Raw genomic sequence first — 18,380 nt, forward strand, 5'->3', positions numbered from 1 at the left:
TCACAACAAAATCTATTCTAGTAGAATTTCATTCTGTTGTCAATTATATTTTTAAATTACTTTGCATTTACAGTTGAAGGGTCTACTTTTACTCCAGGTCCCATTGTTGAAGTAACAGTTACGTTCTTCATGTAAGTTCCTTTTGCAGCAGAAGGCTTCACTTTAAGCATTGTTTCGAAAATTGTAGTGAAGTTTTCAACAAGCTTTTCGTTTTCGAAAGAAGTTTTCCCGATTGGTACGTGGATGTTTCCAGCTTTATCAACACGGTATTCAACTTTACCAGCTTTGATTTCGTTAACTGCTTTTGTTACATCAAATGTAACTGTACCAGTCTTAGGGTTTGGCATTAAGCCTTTAGGTCCTAATACACGACCAAGCTTACCAACTTCACCCATCATGTCAGGTGTAGCAACGATTACGTCAAACTCAAACCAACCTTGGTTGATCTTGTTGATATAGTCTGCATCTCCTACATAATCAGCGCCAGCTGCTTCTGCTTCTTTCGCCTTTTCACCTTTAGCAAATACAAGTACACGTTGTGTTTTACCAGTTCCGTTTGGAAGCACAACTGCTCCACGGATTTGTTGGTCAGCTTTCTTTGGATCTACTCCAAGACGGAAAGCAACTTCTACAGATGCGTCAAACTTTGCAAAGTTTGTCTTTTTAGCAAGTTCAATAGCTTCTTCAACCGGATATGCTTTTGTACGGTCAACAAGCTTTGAAGCTTCTAAAAACTTCTTACCTTTTTTAGCCATTTTTATTTCCTCCTAGATTGTGGTTTTAGCGGAAAAGTTCTTAACTAACCTCCCACGAATAACAGCGCTGTGCATAAACACACATTCGCTAGACATAAGAAAGGTTGCGCGTGAAACCAAATTCAACACCGCAACCCCTTAACTCAAAAAACATTCGAGCATGAATTAGTCTTCGATAACAATACCCATGCTGCGTGCAGTACCTTCAACCATACGCATAGCTGCTTCAACGCTAGCCGCATTTAGATCAGGCATTTTTGTTTCAGCAATCTCGCGCACCTTGTCACGCTTGACTGTTGCTACTTTATTACGGTTCGGTACACCAGAACCAGACTCGATACCAGCCGCCTTCTTAAGAAGAACTGCAGCAGGAGGAGTTTTTGTAATAAATGTAAATGAACGGTCTTCAAAAACCGTAATCTCAACAGGAATGATTAAGCCAGCTTGTTCAGCTGTACGAGCGTTGAACTCTTTACAGAATCCCATGATGTTAACACCGGCTTGACCTAGTGCAGGACCAACTGGTGGTGCTGGATTAGCTTTAGCTGCAGGGATTTGTAACTTAACAATCTTAATTACTTTTTTAGCCACGAGACACACCTCCTTAAGTCCGTGATGTGGTAATAGGGGATTTTCCCCTCCCACTCATATAATAGTCTTTATTTAAAATAAAGAACTGTTTCCTTTTGTCCGGTCTCAAAGTTTGAGACATACTGACCTTTGAAATATTACCACTTTTCGAAACCTATTTCAAGTTTTTTCAGGTTATATTTTTTCAATCTGTGTAAATTCAAGTTCTACAGGGGTATCTCGACCAAACATATTTACAAGAACCTTGACTTTAGACTTGTCTTTATCTATTTCTTCAATAGATCCAGTAAAGTTTGCAAATGGTCCTTCCTTGACTTGTACCATTTCTCCAAGTTCAAAGTTTACATCCACACGCTTCTGCTCAAGTCCCATACGTTTAAGGATGAAATCCACTTCTTCCGGTAGTAAAGGAGTCGGCTTAGAACCAGATCCAGCTGAACCTACGAAACCAGTTACTCCAGGAGTGTTTCGAACCACATACCAAGAGTCATCTGTCATCACGATTTCAACCAATACGTAACCTGGAAACACCTTTCTTTTAACTACTTTCTTTTTACCATTCTTAATATCTGTTTCTTCTTCTTCAGGCACTACCACGCGAAAGATTTTGTCTTGCATCGCCATAGACTCTACACGTTTTTCAAGGTTTGCTTTTACCTTGTTCTCATAACCCGAGTAAGTATGAACTACATACCAATTCTTTTCCATTGTCGAGGACGAATTGTCCTTCCCTCCCTATATGAAAATATCCATTTTATTAAACTAGAAAGCATTGTTAGCCTTTATTTTTTTACAAATGAAAAAACCCGTTGCCGGGCTTTGCTAAAAGTTTCCTATGTTTGTTACCATTATACCATTATGTTACGGGTGTTATTCAAGGAATTAAACGAATTAATTCTGAAATCCCTAAATCTATTACAGCAAAGAAAAGAGCAAAAAATATAACTGTAGCTAATACCGTAACTGTGTAGTTTGTCAGTTCCTTACGCTTTGGCCAACTAACTTTGCGCATTTCGCGGCTGACATCTTTAAAAAAATTGACTACGCGCTGCATGTGTATACCCCCAACTTCCTTGTCTTACTCTATCTATAGGTGGTGCCTACTACTTTGTTTGACGGTGGATGGTATGAGCACTGCATGTTCTACAAAACTTCTTCAGCTCTAACCGTTCCGACTCTTTATTGCTCATCGTTGAATAGTTTCTCGAACCGCAAGTTACACAGGCCAAAACTACCTTTTTTGTCAAAAATGCCACCTCTAACTTACTATTTTGTCCATAAAACTGTATCATGGACACTTATCAATGTCAACAGAGCTCTATTACCATATACCTGTCATATTACAGAGTGAGCTCCCTTACCTCTAGGTATTTCTCAAGCTTCCTCTTCACACGTTGGAGCGCATTATCAATCGATTTCACATGACGGTTGAGCTCCTCTGATATTTCCTGATATGACTGACCATCTAGGTAAAGAGCTAGTACCTTCCGCTCTAAATCACTTAGAAGCTCTGACATTTTCACCTCAATATGATCAAATTCCTCTTGATTGATAATCAGTTCCTCCGGATCTAACACTTTAGCTCCAGAAATAACATCCATTAACGTTCGATCGGATTCTTCATCATAGATCGGCTTGTCCAACGACACATAAGAATTCAGCGGAATATGTTTTTGTCTCGTTGCCGTTTTAATCGCGGTAATAATTTGTCTTGTAATACACAGTTCTGCAAACGCTTTAAAAGAAGTGAGTTTGTCCTCTCGGAAATCTCGGATCGCTTTGTAAAGGCCGATCATTCCTTCTTGAACAATGTCCTCTTTGTCAGCACCGATTAAGAAATAGGATCTAGCTTTAGCTCTAACGAAGTTTCGATACTTATGAATCAAGTAATCTAATGCTTCACTATCACCTTTGTGCACTAAATCAACTATTTCTTCATCCTCAAGCTGCATTAAATGTAAATAATTTTCGTTGATTTTTGTTGTCTTGTAGTCAGCATTCACTTCGGATCCCCCCGACCGAACAAGCATAGATAGAAATATTATACAGTAGCCTTTTTTAAAGCGTCAACCGCTCATCACTTTCCTCTTCGCCATTTTTCAAAAATTTCTGCCACTTCACTGCTTAATGGAATTTTTGACGTAGGGCTATTTTCCTGAATTTTTTGTACCTTCTTTTCTATCTTCTTTTCAACCGAGTTCATCTCTATAAGTAACTCTCGTGCTGATTTTCTTAGCGCACCTTGTCCAAATATGGCCCATTGTTCCGTAAAATCAGAGGTTGCCACATGAATCTGAGTTTTTCTATTATTTAAAGAGATCGCAAGTTTTTCAATGCGTTCATCCGCTGTTTCATTATTTCTAGTGAATATTACTTCGACTTTATAATTCTTATACTTTTTCTCTGTCCCTTTTACAAAATGGGCATCGAATACAACGATAACACGATAGCCTGAGTAGGCTTGATACTCGGCCATCCTTTCAATTAAACGGTCCCGAGCTGCTGCTAAATCCTTATTTTTTAGCTCTCGGAGTTCTGGCCAAGCTCCAATAATATTGTATCCATCCACTAACAGAATGTCCATTTTACCCCTCTAGTGGATATCGTTTTCGATACACCTCATACATTAAAAGGGCAGCCGCTACCGAAGCATTTAAAGAGGTGACATGTCCTTTCATTGGCAGGCTAACCAAAAAGTCACATTTATCACGGATGAGTCTTCCCATTCCTTTTCCTTCACTACCAATTACAAGACCTAAAGGCATTGTCCCATCGAGCGAACGAAAGTCCTGTTTGCCCTTCGCATCTGTTCCTGCAATCCATAATCCTCGTTCCTTTAGCTCATCAATGGTTTGTGCCATATTCGTCACTCGGACAACAGGAACATATTCAATGGCTCCCGTTGATGCTTTTGCAACAGTTGCCGTTAACCCTACTGCTCTTCGTTTCGGAATGATAATTCCGTGTGCACCAGTGGAATCGGCTGTTCTCATAATGGATCCTAGATTATGCGGATCCTCAATTTCGTCTAACAAAAGGAAAAATGGTGTTTCACCTTTTGCTTCTGCCGCCTTAAACAAGTCATCAAGTTCCGCATATTGGTAGGCAGCTACTGCTGCTACAACTCCTTGGTGATTTCCTTCTACCATCTGGTCGATTTTCTTTTTAGGAACAAATTGAACGATGACATTTTGTGCTTTTGCTAGCCCTATTACCTGTTGCATTTGACCCGTTTGGGAACCTTCTGCGATAAATATTTTATTCACATCGCGTTCAGACTTTAGTGCTTCTATAACTGGATTTTTCCCAATAATAAAGTCTTGGCTCATCTTATTGTTCCTCCTTTCATTCTCCAACTTGAGAGAGGGCAACTTCGATCAATTCATCAAGTCGCTCCTCTCTGTTCATCAAATATAGATATCCGATTAATGCTTCAAACGCTGTACCATAGCGATATGTCTGTACATCTGTGTTCTTTGGCACTGTTCCAGATTTTGCATTTCTGCCCCTTCTAACAACAGCCTCTTCTTCCTCACTTAAGAGCTTCGAATCCAGAAAGTGATGGATGAATTGACATTGAGCTTTTGCTGAAACATATTTGGTCGACTCCTTATGAAGCTGATTAGGTCGTACCTTCCCAGATTGAAGCAGGTATCTCCGAACATATACCTCAAAAATAGAATCACCTATATAAGCTAAGGCGAGGCTATTCAGTTGTTTCGCATCTATCGTATTTTCAAAGCGAAGCATATTTTAGCCTCTTTTCCATCTAGTGCCTTGAGGCGTATCTTCTAGAATAATATTCATATCTTTTAACTGATCACGAATTTGGTCAGATAACTGGAAATTCCGATCCTTTCTTGCCTGGATACGCTGTTCGATTAACGCTTCTATTTCTTCATCAAGCAGTTGCTCTGCTTCAAGAGTTAAACCTAAGATTCCAAATAACACTTCAAACTCACTCATAAATGCGTCGATCACAGTGATAGATGTATTTTTTTCAATAAGATACATGTTAGCTAACTTAGATAAGTCGAATAACTTAGAGATCCCATTAGCTGTATTAAAATCATCATCCATATCTCGAACAAATTCATCATGTAAGGTAGTAACCTTTGTCAACCATTCTTGATCATTGTCCGTTAAATTGGCACTAGCCTCACGTCGATGTTTTAAGTTTTGATAAGAAGTTATTAATCGATCAAGTCCTGCTTTTGTATTTTCTAACAACTCATCTGTATAGTTGATGGGATTACGATAATGTACAGCTAACATGAAGAACCGTAGTACCTGCGGATCATGTTTTTTGATAATATCGTGAACGAGAACAAAGTTTCCTAGTGATTTTGACATTTTTTCATTATCAATATTAATGTACCCGTTATGCATCCAATAGCGCGCAAATGTTTTGTCTGTTAACGCTTCTGATTGCGCAATTTCATTTTCATGATGTGGGAAAGCCAGATCCTGTCCCCCTGCATGAATGTCAATCGTATCACCTAAATACTTCTTCGCCATTGCAGAGCACTCAATATGCCAGCCTGGTCTCCCTTTCCCCCATGGGCTTTCCCAGAAAATTTCACCTGGCTTTGCTGCCTTCCAAAGTACAAAGTCTAAAGAATCTTGTTTCTTCTCACCAATGGCAATTCTCGTACCTAGTCTCAGTTCATCAATCGATTGGTGAGACAATTTTCCATACTCCTTGAATTTACGAGTGTGGTAGTATACATCGCCCTCGGACTCATAGGCATATCCCTTTTCAATCAATGTAGAAATAAAGTCTAAAATAATATCCATGCTTTCTGTTACTCGAGGATGAATATCTGCTTTTTTGCATCCGAGTGCTGTTACATCTTCAAAGTATGCTTTTATAAAACGATCAGCAATCGTTGGGACATCTTCTCCAAGCTCATTTGCTACACGAATAAGCTTATCATCCACATCAGTGAAATTGGAGATATATTGAACCTCATATCCTCTATACTCTAAATATCTTCTTACTGTATCAAACACAATGGGTGGTCTTGCATTTCCTATATGGATATAGTTATAAACTGTAGGACCGCAAACATACATCTTTACTTTACCCTCTTCTAGAGGGATGAACGGCTCTTTTGAACGAGTCAGTGTATTATATATTTGAATGCTCATGCTCGTAGCTCCTTTCCTTCTCTACCTGTTCTAGTTGTTTTCTTAAATTGTGAATTTCGGATTCTAATGCTTTGAAACGGTCGCCAGTTGGATCTGGTAGATCACAGTGATTTAAATCTTTCTCTACTTTCTTTCCATCCCTTATTACAACTTTCCCAGGAATCCCAACTACTGTCGAATTTGGAGGGACATCCTTTAGTACAACAGAACCTGCTCCTATCTTAGAATTTTCACCAACCGTAATCGATCCTAATACTTTTGCACCCGTTGCAATAAGAGCATTATCCTTAATAGTTGGATGTCGCTTTCCTTTCTCTTTTCCCGTTCCCCCTAGTGTAACTCCCTGGAACACAGTCACATTGTCACCAATTTCACATGTTTCACCGATGACAACCCCCATGCCATGATCGATAAAAAATCGCCTTCCGATGGTTGCACCTGGGTGAATTTCTATCCCTGTGAAGAAGCGGCTTACCTGCGAAATGACCCTTGCCATAAAATAAAATTTCCTCTTATATAGAGCATGCGCCATTCGATGAGCCCAGATGGAATGCAAACCTGAATATGTTAAGATAACCTCCAAATACGTCCTTGCCGCTGGATCTTGTTCAAAAACTACTTCAACATCTTCCCTTAGCATTTTAAACATTATCGTTCCCCCTAAACGTAAATGCTGCATTTTTTGTAAAAATAAAAAACGCCCCTGTCAAAAATGACAGAGACGCTTGTATGCGCGGTTCCACTCTGTTTAAGTAACGTAATTGCTACTTCAACTCATCTCTTGTAACGGAAGAAATCCGCCTCATTCTACTAGGGGAATGACCCTGTTTCGAATCAGGACTCAGAGGGGCACTTCAAAAAACAAGGGGCTTAAACCACTTTCAGCCGATGATGGTTCTCTCTAGAAAGCATTGCTTTTTTACTTTTCCTCTTCAACATTTTCTAAATTATATAATTATCTTTACTATATTACATTTTTTCCAATCTGTTAACCAATAATGCTCACAATTCGTTGTAATATTTTTTCTTTACCAATTAAAGCAATTGCTTTAGGTAGATCTGGGCCATGTGTTTGACCAGTAGCAGCAACACGAACCGGCATAAAGAGCTTCTTACCCTTTTGTCCTGTTGCTTTTTGAACAACCTTCAAAGTTGCTTGAACATCTTCTGCTTGGAGGCTTGGAAGCTTTTCAATCTCACTCGCAAAAGTAGATAATACTTCCTTCACGCCTTCCTCCTGAAGAACCGCCTTTGCTTCTTCCTCTAGCTCTAGTTCCTCCTTGAAGAATAACTCAGATAGCTCGACAATTTCAGCCCCATAGCTCAACTGATCTTGATAAAGCGCTACGAGATTTTTCGTCCATTCTATTTCCTCTGGAGTCATTGCCTCACTAACAAGTCCCGCCTTTTGAAGATGTGGTAGAGCAAGCTCATACACAACGTCAACCTCTTGCTTCTTCATGTACTGGTTATTCATCCATGTAAGCTTTTGCTTATCAAATAGAGCTGGAGATTTCGAAAGTCTATTCGCTTCAAAAATGGAAATCAGCTCTTCCTTCGAGAAAATCTCTTCTTCTCCAGATGGTGACCAGCCGAGTAAGGTAATAAAATTAAATAATGCTTCAGGAAGATATCCTAATTCCTCATACTGTTCAATGAACTGGATTATGGACTCATCACGTTTGCTCAGCTTCTTTCGGCTTTCGTTTACGATCAATGTCATATGTCCAAATACTGGTGTTTCCCAACCTAACGCTTCGTAAATCATCATTTGCTTTGGTGTATTAGAAATATGGTCATCTCCACGTAACACATGTGTTATTTCCATCAAGTGATCATCAACAGCAACAGCAAAATTATACGTCGGTGTTCCATCTTTTTTTACAATGACAAAATCTCCACCGATCCCATCTGCCTCAAAAGATACGTCACCTTTGACCATGTCGTTAAAGCTGAAAACCTTCCCACTAGGAACCAAAAAGCGAACGCTTGGTTGTCTTCCTTCTTTTTCTAGAGCTTCGCGCTGATCACTCGTTAGATGACGGCATTTCCCTGAATAGCCACCCATCTCCCCCTTCTCCGCTTGCTCATTACGTTCTGCTTCTAGTTCTTCCTCTGTACAATAACATTTATAAGCTTTTCCCTCTTCTAGAAGTTGCTTATAGTACACTTCATATAAGTCGTTACGTTCTGATTGTCTGTATGGACCATATGATCCACCGACATCAACGCTCTCATCCCAATCTATTCCTAACCATTTTAAGTATTTCAGCTGACTTTCTTCCCCGCCAGCAATATTACGCTTCTTATCGGTGTCTTCAATTCGGATAATAAACTTTCCACCTTGATGACGCGCAAACAAGTAGTTAAAAAGCGCAGTACGAGCGTTTCCAATATGTAAATGCCCCGTTGGACTTGGTGCATAACGAACACGTACAGTGTTAGACATTCTATTTTTCCTCCTAAAGAGTTCAATCTATTTTTGACATTTATTTTATCATTGTGAAAAGACAATTCCTAGAGCTCTTTCTTTTTTAAGAGCACAACTGCTTGAGAAGCAATTCCTTCTCCTCTTCCTGTAAACCCAAGCTTTTCTGTTGTTGTTGCTTTAACATTTACTTGTTCTGGTGTAGCCTTCAGTAATTCAGCAATTCGGTTCTTCATTTCCTCAATGTATGGTGCCATCTTCGGCCTTTGTGCAATAATGGTGCAATCAGCATTCACTAGCTCATATCCTCGATTCTCAACTAATGACCATACATGTTCAAGAAGTTTTGCTGAATCGGCATCCTTAAACTCTGGATCAGTATCCGGAAAGTGTCTACCAATATCTCCTTCACCTATTGCTCCTAAGACAGCATCTGTCACTGTGTGAAGAAGGACATCTGCATCGGAATGCCCTAACAATCCTTTTTCATAAGGAATCGTTATTCCTCCTATAATAAGAGGCCTACCCTCTGTGAGCTGATGAACGTCAAATCCTTGTCCAATTCTAAACATCGTTATTAAAGTCCCCTCTTTTGGTAGTCACGTTGCTTTATGATTGCTTCTGCAAAATACAAATCTTCTGGTGTCGTCAGTTTAATATTATCGTAGTCACCCTCAACAATTTTTACAGGTACATGTAGTCGTTCTACTAAACTTGCCTCATCCGTCCCTAAAAACTTCTGTTCCAACGCTAAGTTATGAGCTTCTTCTAACAACGACACGCGAAAAGCTTGTGGGGTTTGAATGGCCCACAAGCTTGAACGCTCAATCGTCTCAACTACTTCAAAATTATTTACCTTCTTAATCGTATCCTTAACAGGGACCGCTACTACAGCCGCTCCATCTTGCTCTGCTACCGCTACTAATTCATGGATTACTCTTTTTTCAATAAATGGCCTTGCTGCATCATGAACGAGGACAATTCCCTCTTTCTTTGCTGCTTGCAGCCCATTATATACACTGTGCTGTCTTTCGTTCCCACCAGCAACAAGGGAAGTAACCTTTTTAATTCGATACTTTTTTAAAAGGCTGGAAAAATGATCTTCATCTCCGGCTGAAATAGCTAAAATAATTCCCTTACATGCCTCATCTAATTCAAATACCTTGAGTGTATGAATTAATATAGGAATATCCTTTAGCTGAAGCAACACCTTATTTTTGCCTGCCCGCATTCTTTTCCCTTGTCCTGCTGCAGGGATAATAACTTGGTAAGACATAAGATATCCCCTAACTATTTCTATAATGCTTTTTCTAGTAATTTCGGTTTAGCAAAAATCATTCGACCAGCTGATGTTTGCAGTACACTTGTTACCAATACATCAAGCTGCTTCCCAATATAATCTCTACCATCTTCAACAACAATCATCGTGCCATCATCGAGATAAGCAATGCCTTGGTTATGCTCCTTGCCATCTTTTATAACTTGGACATTCATTTCTTCTCCAGGCAATACAACTGGCTTAACGGCATTTGCTAAGTCATTAATGTTTAATACAGCAACCTTCTGAAGTTCACACACTTTATTTAGATTAAAGTCATTGGTTACGACTACTCCGCTTGTTAGCTTTGCAAGCTTAACAAGTTTTGAATCTACCTCTTGTACATCCTCAAAGTCGCCTTCATATATCTCTACATTCATGGCTAGTTCTTTTTGAATTCGATTTAAAATATCAAGACCTCTTCTACCACGGTTTCGCTTTAATACATCAGAGGAATCAGCAATATGCTGCAATTCTTCAAGGACAAATTGTGGAATGACAATGGTTCCATCTAAAAATCCTGTTTGGCAGATATCAGCAATACGTCCATCAATAATAACACTCGTATCTAATATTTTTAATTCATTTTTGGCAGTTGTATTCTCAGCATCTAATTCTTCATCACTAGACTTCTTTTTTGATTTTGTAAAAAGGGATAATAACTCGTCTCTCTTTTTAAAACCAACCTGGAAACCTAAATAACCAAATAGAAGTGTCAGTAGTACGGGAGCTACCGTATTTAAAATAGGTACTTCAATACCCGTTAAAGCATAACCAACTAAAAAGGCAATAATTAATCCAAATACTAATCCTACGCTACCAAAGATAATATCTGTTATAGGTACTTTTACAAGAGATTCTTCTACCCATTTCACGAAATTGACGACGTAATCGACCGCCCAAAAAGTAATAAGATAAAAAATAATAGCACCTAAAATAGCGGTAACATAATGATTATTTATCAGAGGAATGTCGTCTAATGATATAAGTGTTAATAGATCAGAGATTAAAAAGATCCCTAAAGTACCACCTGTAATTAAGAAACAGGCTTGAACAATACGCTTTAACATTCCTTCACCTCCTTTTATACATTATAAACAATTTCCATAAATTGAAACGTAATATTACATAGAAAATTATTGTTTGTCATTATCCTGTAATCTCTTTGTTATATTAGTATAATTGCGGGTGATTTCACATGCTTATTATTACTAAGGGTAGCACCTAGCAAATATTGGTGTCAATTTTTTACCCTTTATCTTTCACTTATTCAAATGTCGCTTTTAGTGCATCCGCTACAGTAGAAACTCCAATCAACTGAATCCCTTTTGGGGCTGACCATCCACCTATGTTATTGGCAGGGATAATGACTCGTTCAAACCCTAGCTTGGCAGCTTCTTGAACACGCTGCTCTATTCTTGATACCCTTCTTATCTCTCCTGTCAAACCTACTTCACCAATAATACAATCCGTTGGTCTTGTTGGCTTATCCCGGAAGCTTGAAGCAATGCTAATAGCTACAGCTAAATCAATAGCTGGTTCATCCAGCTTCACTCCACCAGCAACCTTTAAGTAGGCATCCTGGTTTTGGAGTAGCAAACCAACTCGTTTCTCCAACACAGCCATTAACAGTGACACTCTGTTATGATCAATGCCTGTAGCCATTCTCCTAGGATTTCCGAAACTAGTCGGTGAGATAAGTGCTTGTATCTCTACTAAAACCGGTCGAGTGCCTTCCATCGAAGCAACTACTGTCGATCCTGCAGCACCTTGAGATCGCTCCTCAAGGAATATCTCAGATGGATTATGAACCTCTTCCAATCCAAATTCCTTCATTTCAAAAATTCCCATTTCATTTGTGGAACCAAAACGGTTTTTTACCGCTCTGACGATCCGATACGTATGGTGGCGCTCCCCTTCAAAATATAGAACGGTATCGACCATATGTTCGAGAAGTCTAGGACCTGCAATCGAGCCTTCTTTTGTCACATGGCCTACGATAAAAATAGCAATGCCCTTTGTCTTACCTATTCTCATAAGCTCAGCTGTACACTCTCTTACTTGAGAGACACTTCCTGGTGCTGAGGTTACTTGAGGATGGAAAATGGTTTGGATAGAATCAACAATCACGAAACTCGGGTTTTCCTTCTCAATCGTTCGACTGATCTCTTCCAGGTCTGTTTCAGAATAGACGAGTAAGTTTTCTGATGCTACTCCTAGTCGATCTGCTCTTAGCTTCGTTTGTCTCATTGATTCTTCCCCTGAAATATAAAGAACGGAATGTTGCTTTTTTGCAAGTTGAGAGGAAACCTGTAATAGCAAGGTGGATTTTCCAATTCCGGGATCACCGCCTATTAACACAAGGGAGCCCTTAACGATTCCTCCACCTAACACACGATTTAACTCGACCAAATCCGTTTGTATACGGGGCTCTGTAATCGTTTCAATAGAGGTAATTGGTGTTGCTTTAGACATGGTTGTTGCACCTACTGAATGAGCAAAGGTTGCGCGGTGATTAGACACCTTTTTTTCTATTTCTTCCACCATCGTATTCCATTGTCCACATCCAGGGCATTTCCCCATCCATTTGGGAGATTCATAGCCGCAATCATTACACATAAATTTTGTTTTTACTTTTGCCAAACTTATATCCCCCTTTACACCTTCCTTGCCATACTCTCTTATTATAAGACATGTTGTAAATTCATTGCAGTGATAAGTATTTCCCAACAGAAAATAGAAGGCACACGTAATCTCTTACGTGTGCTCCCTATTTTTTACGATTATTTATGAATGGGTTCTCCTGCCCTTACAGCAAAATCACCATCCACAAAATCAATGACAACCTTTTGTCCGGTTAGAACCGTTCCTCTTAATAACTCTTCTGATAGACGGTCTTCAATATGCTTTTGAATCGCTCTTCTTAAAGGTCGAGCACCGTATTCAGGGTCATACCCTTCCTCAGAAATCTTCTCTTTTGCAGCTTCTGTTAGCTCTAACGTAATATCCTGTTCATTTAATCGCTTAATTAGCTGATCAGACATTAATGTTACAATCTGTTTTAAGTGCTTTTTCTCTAACGAATGGAAAACAATAATCTCATCGATACGGTTTAGGAACTCTGGACGGAATGCCTTTTTCAGCTCCTCCATTACCTTCCCCTTCATATCTTTAAAGTCCTGTTCTCCATCTTGAATGTTAAAGCCAACATACTTATTACGCTTTAACGCTTCTGCTCCAACGTTAGAAGTCATAATAACAACTGTATTACGGAAATCAACACTTCTTCCTTTGGAGTCAGTTAGACGACCATCTTCAAGTACTTGAAGCAAAATATTAAATACATCTGGATGCGCCTTTTCAATTTCATCTAATAAAATAACAGAGTAAGGCTTTCTTCTTACCTTTTCTGTCAATTGTCCACCTTCATCGTATCCTACATAACCTGGAGGAGAACCTACTAGTCTGGAAGTCGAATGTTTTTCCATATACTCCGACATATCAACACGAATCATTGCGTCCTCATCACCAAACATGGCTTCTGCTAATGCACGTGCAAGCTCCGTTTTACCAACACCTGTTGGACCAAGGAAAATAAACGAGCCGATAGGGCGCTTTGGATCTTTCAAACCAGCACGCGCACGGCGGACAGCCTTTGAGATTGCCTTTACAGCTTCTTCTTGACCGATTAAACGAGAATGAAGAATTTCTTCAAGCTTTAATAGCTTATCTGTCTCTGTTTGTGCCAGGCGTGATACAGGAATTCCAGTCCAACTTGCTACAACCGTAGCAATATCCTCGACAGTAACCTCTGAGTTCTCTTTTCCTTGCTTCTCTTTCCATGTTTTCTTTGTCTCTTCTAGTTGTTCACGAAGTCTTTGCTCTGAATCTCGTAATGATGCAGCCTTTTCAAATTCTTGGCTTTGAACAGCAGCATCCTTTTCCTTACGAACCTCTTCAAGCTTTGCTTCAAGCTCCTTTAAGTTTGGAGGAGTCGTGTAAGAACGAAGTCTTACCTTTGAACCTGCTTCATCAATTAAATCAATTGCCTTATCAGGAAGGAAACGATCCGAAATATAACGATCAGACAATTTTACAGCTGCCTCAATAGCTTCATCCGTAATGGATACTCTATGATGTGCTTCGTAACGATCTCTCAATCCTTTTAAGATTTGAACAGATTCATCCGCTGTCGGTTCATCTACCATGATTGGCTGGAAACGTCTTTCTAGAGCTGCATCCTTTTCAATATATTTACGGTATTCATCGAGGGTTGTTGCCCCAATACATTGAAGCTCCCCACGAGCTAAAGAAGGCTTTAAGATATTTGAAGCATCAATCGCACCCTCTGCTCCACCCGCACCGATAAGTGTATGAAGCTCATCTATGAATAAGATGATATTTCCTGCTTGTCGGATTTCATCCATTACTTTCTTTAAACGGTCTTCAAACTCACCTCGATACTTTGTACCTGCTACAACTGTACCCATATCAAGCGTCATAACACGCTTATCTCTTAATGTTTCAGGAACCTCATTGTTTACAATTTGTTGGGCTAAACCTTCAGCAATAGCTGTTTTCCCTACTCCAGGCTCCCCAATTAACACGGGGTTATTTTTCGTTCGTCGGCTTAATACCTCGATCACACGCTGAATTTCCTTAGCTCTACCAATAACCGGATCAAGACTTCCTTCTCTTGCAATAGCGGTTAAATCTCGTGCTAAGCTATCTAAGGTAGGTGTATTAGCGCTTGCTGCTGTACCACCTTGATGATTGCTTGACTCACTGCTACCTAAGAGTTGAAGCACCTGCTGTCTTGCTTTGTTTAAGCTGACTCCTAAATTGTTTAATACCCTTGCTGCTACTCCTTCACCTTCACGAATAAGACCAAGCAAAATATGCTCTGTTCCTACATATGAATGACCAAGCTTTCTTGCTTCATCCATAGAAAGTTCAATCACCTTTTTTGCTCGCGGTGTATAGTGAATCGTCTGAGAAGCATCTTGCCCGCGACCAATCAGATTTTCAACTTCTTTTTGTATTTTCTCTGATCCTAATCCTAAAGCATATAATGCTTTTGCTGCGATACCTTCGCCTTCTCTTACTAACCCAAGTAAAATATGCTCTGTTCCAATATTATTATGACCTAAACGAATAGCTTCCTCCTGCGCTAGTGCAAGTACCTTTTGAGCTCTCTCTGTAAAACGTCCAAACATCATGTGAACATCCTCCTAACTAAGGTTAATTTTCCATTTTTATTCTTTCCCTTATTAAAGAGGCGCGACGAATATCACGCTCGTTGGGTCTTAGTGGTCCTCCCGCATATTGCTGGAGAAATCCTGGCTGTGTTAATATCATTAATTCATTCAAAATATTTTTTGATATGTTTTCAATATAACCCATATCAATCCCTAATCTTACATCAGATAAGCAGTTGGCTGCTTCCTTTGTTTCAATGATTCTACTATGTGTTAGAACACCTAGGGAACGAAAAACTCTATCTTCTAATTGTATGTTAGAAGTTTTTGCTAATGCCCCACGAGCAGATCTTTCCTGGGCAATTAGTTGGCTGACAACTCCCTTTAAGTCCTCAACAATATCCTCTTCAGATTTACCTAACGTGATCTGATTAGATATTTGAAAGATGTTGCCTAACGCCTCACTACCCTCTCCATACATTCCTCTAACGACGAGACCAAGTTGATTGATGGCTGGAATAATACGATTCATTTGTTGCGTTAATGTCAAACCTGGTAGATGCATCATAACAGAAGCCCGCATCCCTGTCCCTACATTCGTTGGACAGCTCGTTAAGTATCCTACCTTTTCATCGAATGCATAATTGATATGCTCTTCTAATTCATCATCGATGCGATCAGCCAGTGTTAATGCCTCGCTCACCTGGAATCCAGGATATAAGCATTGAATTCGGATATGATCTTCTTCGTTAACCATAATGCAAACTTCTTCATTTTCGGATAAAAGACAGGCACCTAGAGCAGAGTTTTCAACTAGATGAGGGCTGATTAGATGCTTCTCCATTAATACTCGTTTTTGTATTGGCTGAAGTTCTTCCATTCTTAGGAGCTCTAATTGACTTAAGTTAGGAATGGTATGATTTAATAATGCCTTCTCCATTGTCTGAATAACCTCTTGTGCTTCCTCATTAGAGAAGAGGGTTGGGAACTTATACTCATTTATATTCCGCGCGAGCCGAATTCGAGAACTTAGAACAATGTCTGAATCAGGCCCTTCTGCACTCATCCATGAGCTTATGGCTTGATTAATAAATTTTTCAAGAGACATGTACTAATCCTCTCCTTCACTTTCACTGCGTAACAGCTTTTCAATTTCTCTAATTTCATCCCTTACAATTGCAGCTTGTTCAAACTCTTCGTTTTCTATTGCAGACTTTAAATCAACCTTTAGTTCTTCAACTTTCTTTTTGTAGTGAATGTTTCCACCTATTCGCTTAGGTATCTTCCCATTATGTGTGGAGTTTCCACTATGGAGCCGTCGTAGTATCGGTTGAAGCTGATCCCTAAACGTCTCATAGCAATGTGCACATCCAAACCGCCCGACTTGAATGAATTGCTTATATGTCATCGAACAGCTTTCACATTGCAATACTTGTTGTTGCTCATAAAGTGAAGCTTTTTGTTGAGCAAGCTGGTAGTTATGATCGAAGTTTAATAGCCCAGCCAATAGATTATTAATGGAGAACCCTGACGTATTAGTGACTACAAAGTGCTCACCTTTTTCTTGAGCACAAACCTCACATAAGTGAAACTCAGTTTTTTTACCATTATTAATCTTTGTAAAATGAAGTGTAGCTGGCCTTTCATTACACTCCTGACAAATCATGTTACTCACCTCAATAAATGGCTTTACTCTTTTCTAAAGGCGTAGATTCTTCTTACTTATATTTTAATGTTGTTAACATAGCCTTTAGCATTCTCGAACGAAGTTCATCACGATATGGTAAGTCAATATACAGGACGGAGCGATCAATGACACTGAGCATAATTTTTGCTTCTCTCGTTGAGATCACATCTTCCTCAACTAGTCTGAAAATCACGTGCTCTGCACTACTTTGTGACACTCTAGAAGAGATCACAGTTAGCAGCTGGTCAATAAGGTGAGCGTTATCGTGTGATTGAACCTTCATAATTCGAATATATCCACCACCACCTCGTTTACTTTCTACAACATACCCTTTTTCAATGGTAAATCGTGTGTTTATTACGTAGTTGATTTGTGATGGTACACACTGAAACTTATCAGCTATTTCACTACGCTTAATTTCAACGAGCTCTCTTTCACTCATCTCGAGTACTTCCTTTAAGTACTGTTCAATGATATCGGAGATATTCCTCACCATACCCCCCCTCTCTGACTTTGACTATATTTGACATTAATTATACATGATGAACGTAGTTTCATGCAATGAACAACACCTTATAAATTTTTCCCCAAATTTCTCACTCTCAAACTAGGAAGGAATTCATAAATATAATTCTATAAAATAGAGAATTAATTAAATTTAAGACAGGATCACTGAGGAACAGAGCGTTTGTGGGGTATTTTTTATCTATTCTATTTGACCGTATGAGGGGAAACTTGTTGCTTACTGGCAGTGAGGGCTCCTCTATTTGACCATTCGGGGGGAAAAGTGTCGCTCACGGGCAGATAGAGACCTTCTATTTGGCCATTCGAAAGAAAAAAGTAAAACATCATTCTTCTGATCCAAGGGCTAGAAGGAGAGGAGAAGCGCTGTAGACCTAATAGTTGGTTTATGACACGTAGACGAAGGAAAAAGGGCTGCTGTAGATCATAAAAGCAAATTTATGACTCGTTGCTGTGGGATTTGTGTAGCTGATAGGTTATAAAAGTTGGTTTATAACTTATATGCGAGGATAAAGTGGTACTGCACGTCATAAAAAAGTAGTTTATGACGTGTTTGTGTGGAATAAATGGTACTTGAAGTCATAAAAGTGATTACTTAACAATAAAAAATATACATAACAAAAAAAGCACCCACTCAGGTGCTTTTTTTCTTTGCCTAGCGACGTCCTACTCTCACAGAGGGAAACCCTCAACTACCATCGGCGCTGAAAAGCTTAACTTCCGTGTTCGG

The 18,380-nt window shown here is 39.3% G+C and carries 20 protein-coding genes, 1 rRNA gene and 1 other annotated feature; all 21 genes read right to left on the bottom strand.

What is annotated here, in order from left to right; all coding sequences use genetic code 11:
* Positions 1 to 56 precede the first annotated feature (56 nt).
* On the bottom strand, positions 57 to 755 hold the full coding sequence (rplA, locus tag ACRX5O_RS21200; RefSeq protein WP_119706258.1) for a 50S ribosomal protein L1: 699 nt from the start codon (positions 753 to 755) through the stop codon (positions 57 to 59).
* Between the two features lie 165 nt (positions 756 to 920).
* Entirely contained in the window at positions 921 to 1,346 is a 426-nt protein-coding gene (gene rplK, locus ACRX5O_RS21205; protein WP_066058614.1) for a 50S ribosomal protein L11, read from the bottom strand.
* A gap of 174 nt (positions 1,347 to 1,520) precedes the next feature.
* Entirely contained in the window at positions 1,521 to 2,054 is a 534-nt protein-coding gene (gene nusG / locus ACRX5O_RS21210) for a transcription termination/antitermination protein NusG (RefSeq protein ID WP_391559482.1), read from the bottom strand.
* Between the two features lie 166 nt (positions 2,055 to 2,220).
* Positions 2,221 to 2,400, bottom strand: a complete 180-nt coding sequence (gene secE / locus ACRX5O_RS21215; RefSeq protein ID WP_066058623.1) for a preprotein translocase subunit SecE — start codon at positions 2,398 to 2,400, stop codon at positions 2,221 to 2,223.
* Between the two features lie 49 nt (positions 2,401 to 2,449).
* Positions 2,450 to 2,593, bottom strand: coding sequence for a 50S ribosomal protein L33 (gene rpmG, locus ACRX5O_RS21220; protein WP_119706256.1), 144 nt, complete (start codon positions 2,591 to 2,593; stop codon positions 2,450 to 2,452).
* Positions 2,594 to 2,686: 93 nt separating this feature from the next.
* The gene (gene sigH, locus ACRX5O_RS21225) at positions 2,687 to 3,298 is read right to left on the bottom strand and encodes an RNA polymerase sporulation sigma factor SigH (RefSeq protein ID WP_285852393.1); all 612 of its coding nucleotides are present in this window, start codon (positions 3,296 to 3,298) and stop codon (positions 2,687 to 2,689) included.
* Between the two features lie 125 nt (positions 3,299 to 3,423).
* Positions 3,424 to 3,930, bottom strand: coding sequence for an NYN domain-containing protein (locus tag ACRX5O_RS21230; RefSeq protein ID WP_433907773.1), 507 nt, complete (start codon positions 3,928 to 3,930; stop codon positions 3,424 to 3,426).
* Between the two features lies 1 nt (position 3,931).
* On the bottom strand, positions 3,932 to 4,675 hold the full coding sequence (rlmB, locus tag ACRX5O_RS21235) for a 23S rRNA (guanosine(2251)-2'-O)-methyltransferase RlmB (RefSeq protein ID WP_119706253.1): 744 nt from the start codon (positions 4,673 to 4,675) through the stop codon (positions 3,932 to 3,934).
* Positions 4,676 to 4,691: 16 nt separating this feature from the next.
* Positions 4,692 to 5,096 carry a Mini-ribonuclease 3 gene (locus ACRX5O_RS21240; RefSeq protein WP_433907774.1) on the bottom strand — a complete coding sequence of 135 codons (405 nt, stop codon included), beginning with the start codon at positions 5,094 to 5,096 and terminating at the stop codon, positions 4,692 to 4,694.
* A gap of 3 nt (positions 5,097 to 5,099) precedes the next feature.
* Positions 5,100 to 6,497: a cysteine--tRNA ligase gene (cysS, locus tag ACRX5O_RS21245; protein WP_433907775.1), complete on the bottom strand. Its 1,398-nt coding sequence runs from the start codon at positions 6,495 to 6,497 to the stop codon at positions 5,100 to 5,102.
* Complete coding sequence (gene cysE, locus ACRX5O_RS21250) at positions 6,478 to 7,146, bottom strand: serine O-acetyltransferase (protein WP_433907776.1); 669 nt, start codon at positions 7,144 to 7,146, stop codon at positions 6,478 to 6,480. The genes cysS and cysE overlap by 20 nt, the downstream gene beginning before the upstream one ends.
* Positions 7,147 to 7,211: 65 nt before the next feature.
* Positions 7,212 to 7,442: a binding site (T-box leader), on the bottom strand.
* Positions 7,443 to 7,485: 43 nt separating this feature from the next.
* Positions 7,486 to 8,946, bottom strand: a complete 1,461-nt coding sequence (gene gltX, locus ACRX5O_RS21255) for a glutamate--tRNA ligase (RefSeq protein ID WP_433907777.1) — start codon at positions 8,944 to 8,946, stop codon at positions 7,486 to 7,488.
* Positions 8,947 to 9,014: 68 nt separating this feature from the next.
* A complete protein-coding gene (gene ispF, locus ACRX5O_RS21260) occupies positions 9,015 to 9,497 on the bottom strand; it encodes a 2-C-methyl-D-erythritol 2,4-cyclodiphosphate synthase (protein WP_433907778.1) in 483 nt (160 codons plus the stop codon).
* Positions 9,498 to 9,502: 5 nt separating this feature from the next.
* Positions 9,503 to 10,201 (bottom strand): 2-C-methyl-D-erythritol 4-phosphate cytidylyltransferase, encoded by a 699-nt coding sequence (ispD, locus tag ACRX5O_RS21265; RefSeq protein ID WP_433907779.1) that lies wholly within the window; start codon positions 10,199 to 10,201, stop codon positions 9,503 to 9,505.
* 20 nt (positions 10,202 to 10,221) lie between these two features.
* A complete protein-coding gene (locus tag ACRX5O_RS21270) occupies positions 10,222 to 11,313 on the bottom strand; it encodes a PIN/TRAM domain-containing protein (RefSeq protein WP_433907780.1) in 1,092 nt (363 codons plus the stop codon).
* Between the two features lie 196 nt (positions 11,314 to 11,509).
* Positions 11,510 to 12,886, bottom strand: a complete 1,377-nt coding sequence (radA, locus tag ACRX5O_RS21275) for a DNA repair protein RadA (RefSeq protein WP_433907781.1) — start codon at positions 12,884 to 12,886, stop codon at positions 11,510 to 11,512.
* Between the two features lie 140 nt (positions 12,887 to 13,026).
* Positions 13,027 to 15,462, bottom strand: a complete 2,436-nt coding sequence (clpC, locus tag ACRX5O_RS21280; protein WP_433907782.1) for an ATP-dependent protease ATP-binding subunit ClpC — start codon at positions 15,460 to 15,462, stop codon at positions 13,027 to 13,029.
* Between the two features lie 22 nt (positions 15,463 to 15,484).
* Positions 15,485 to 16,549, bottom strand: a complete 1,065-nt coding sequence (gene mcsB, locus ACRX5O_RS21285) for a protein-arginine kinase McsB (RefSeq protein ID WP_433907783.1) — start codon at positions 16,547 to 16,549, stop codon at positions 15,485 to 15,487.
* A gap of 3 nt (positions 16,550 to 16,552) precedes the next feature.
* Positions 16,553 to 17,107 (bottom strand): protein-arginine kinase activator protein McsA, encoded by a 555-nt coding sequence (gene mcsA, locus ACRX5O_RS21290; RefSeq protein ID WP_433907784.1) that lies wholly within the window; start codon positions 17,105 to 17,107, stop codon positions 16,553 to 16,555.
* 52 nt (positions 17,108 to 17,159) lie between these two features.
* On the bottom strand, positions 17,160 to 17,621 hold the full coding sequence (locus ACRX5O_RS21295; protein WP_119706241.1) for a CtsR family transcriptional regulator: 462 nt from the start codon (positions 17,619 to 17,621) through the stop codon (positions 17,160 to 17,162).
* Between the two features lie 682 nt (positions 17,622 to 18,303).
* A 5S ribosomal RNA gene (gene rrf / locus ACRX5O_RS21300) occupies positions 18,304 to 18,380 on the bottom strand; the annotation flags it as partial.

This window comes from Robertmurraya mesotrionivorans (genome assembly GCF_050971805.1).
GTDB lineage: Bacteria > Bacillota > Bacilli > Bacillales > Cytobacillaceae > Robertmurraya_A.

Coding starts and splice junctions, on each gene's coding strand:
- rplA (WP_119706258.1), bottom strand. CDS start 755: ATGGCTAAAAAAGGTAAGAAGTTTTTAGAAGCTTCAAAGCTTGTTGAC.
- nusG (WP_391559482.1), bottom strand. CDS start 2,054: ATGGAAAAGAATTGGTATGTAGTTCATACTTACTCGGGTTATGAGAAC.
- secE (WP_066058623.1), bottom strand. CDS start 2,400: ATGCAGCGCGTAGTCAATTTTTTTAAAGATGTCAGCCGCGAAATGCGC.
- sigH (WP_285852393.1), bottom strand. CDS start 3,298: ATGCAGCTTGAGGATGAAGAAATAGTTGATTTAGTGCACAAAGGTGAT.
- ACRX5O_RS21230 (WP_433907773.1), bottom strand. CDS start 3,930: ATGGACATTCTGTTAGTGGATGGATACAATATTATTGGAGCTTGGCCA.
- rlmB (WP_119706253.1), bottom strand. CDS start 4,675: ATGAGCCAAGACTTTATTATTGGGAAAAATCCAGTTATAGAAGCACTA.
- ACRX5O_RS21240 (WP_433907774.1), bottom strand. CDS start 5,096: ATGCTTCGCTTTGAAAATACGATAGATGCGAAACAACTGAATAGCCTC.
- cysS (WP_433907775.1), bottom strand. CDS start 6,497: ATGAGCATTCAAATATATAATACACTGACTCGTTCAAAAGAGCCGTTC.
- cysE (WP_433907776.1), bottom strand. CDS start 7,146: ATGTTTAAAATGCTAAGGGAAGATGTTGAAGTAGTTTTTGAACAAGAT.
- gltX (WP_433907777.1), bottom strand. CDS start 8,946: ATGTCTAACACTGTACGTGTTCGTTATGCACCAAGTCCAACGGGGCAT.
- ispF (WP_433907778.1), bottom strand. CDS start 9,497: ATGTTTAGAATTGGACAAGGATTTGACGTTCATCAGCTCACAGAGGGT.
- ispD (WP_433907779.1), bottom strand. CDS start 10,201: ATGTCTTACCAAGTTATTATCCCTGCAGCAGGACAAGGGAAAAGAATG.
- ACRX5O_RS21270 (WP_433907780.1), bottom strand. CDS start 11,313: ATGTTAAAGCGTATTGTTCAAGCCTGTTTCTTAATTACAGGTGGTACT.
- clpC (WP_433907782.1), bottom strand. CDS start 15,462: ATGATGTTTGGACGTTTTACAGAGAGAGCTCAAAAGGTACTTGCACTA.
- mcsB (WP_433907783.1), bottom strand. CDS start 16,549: ATGTCTCTTGAAAAATTTATTAATCAAGCCATAAGCTCATGGATGAGT.
- mcsA (WP_433907784.1), bottom strand. CDS start 17,107: ATGATTTGTCAGGAGTGTAATGAAAGGCCAGCTACACTTCATTTTACA.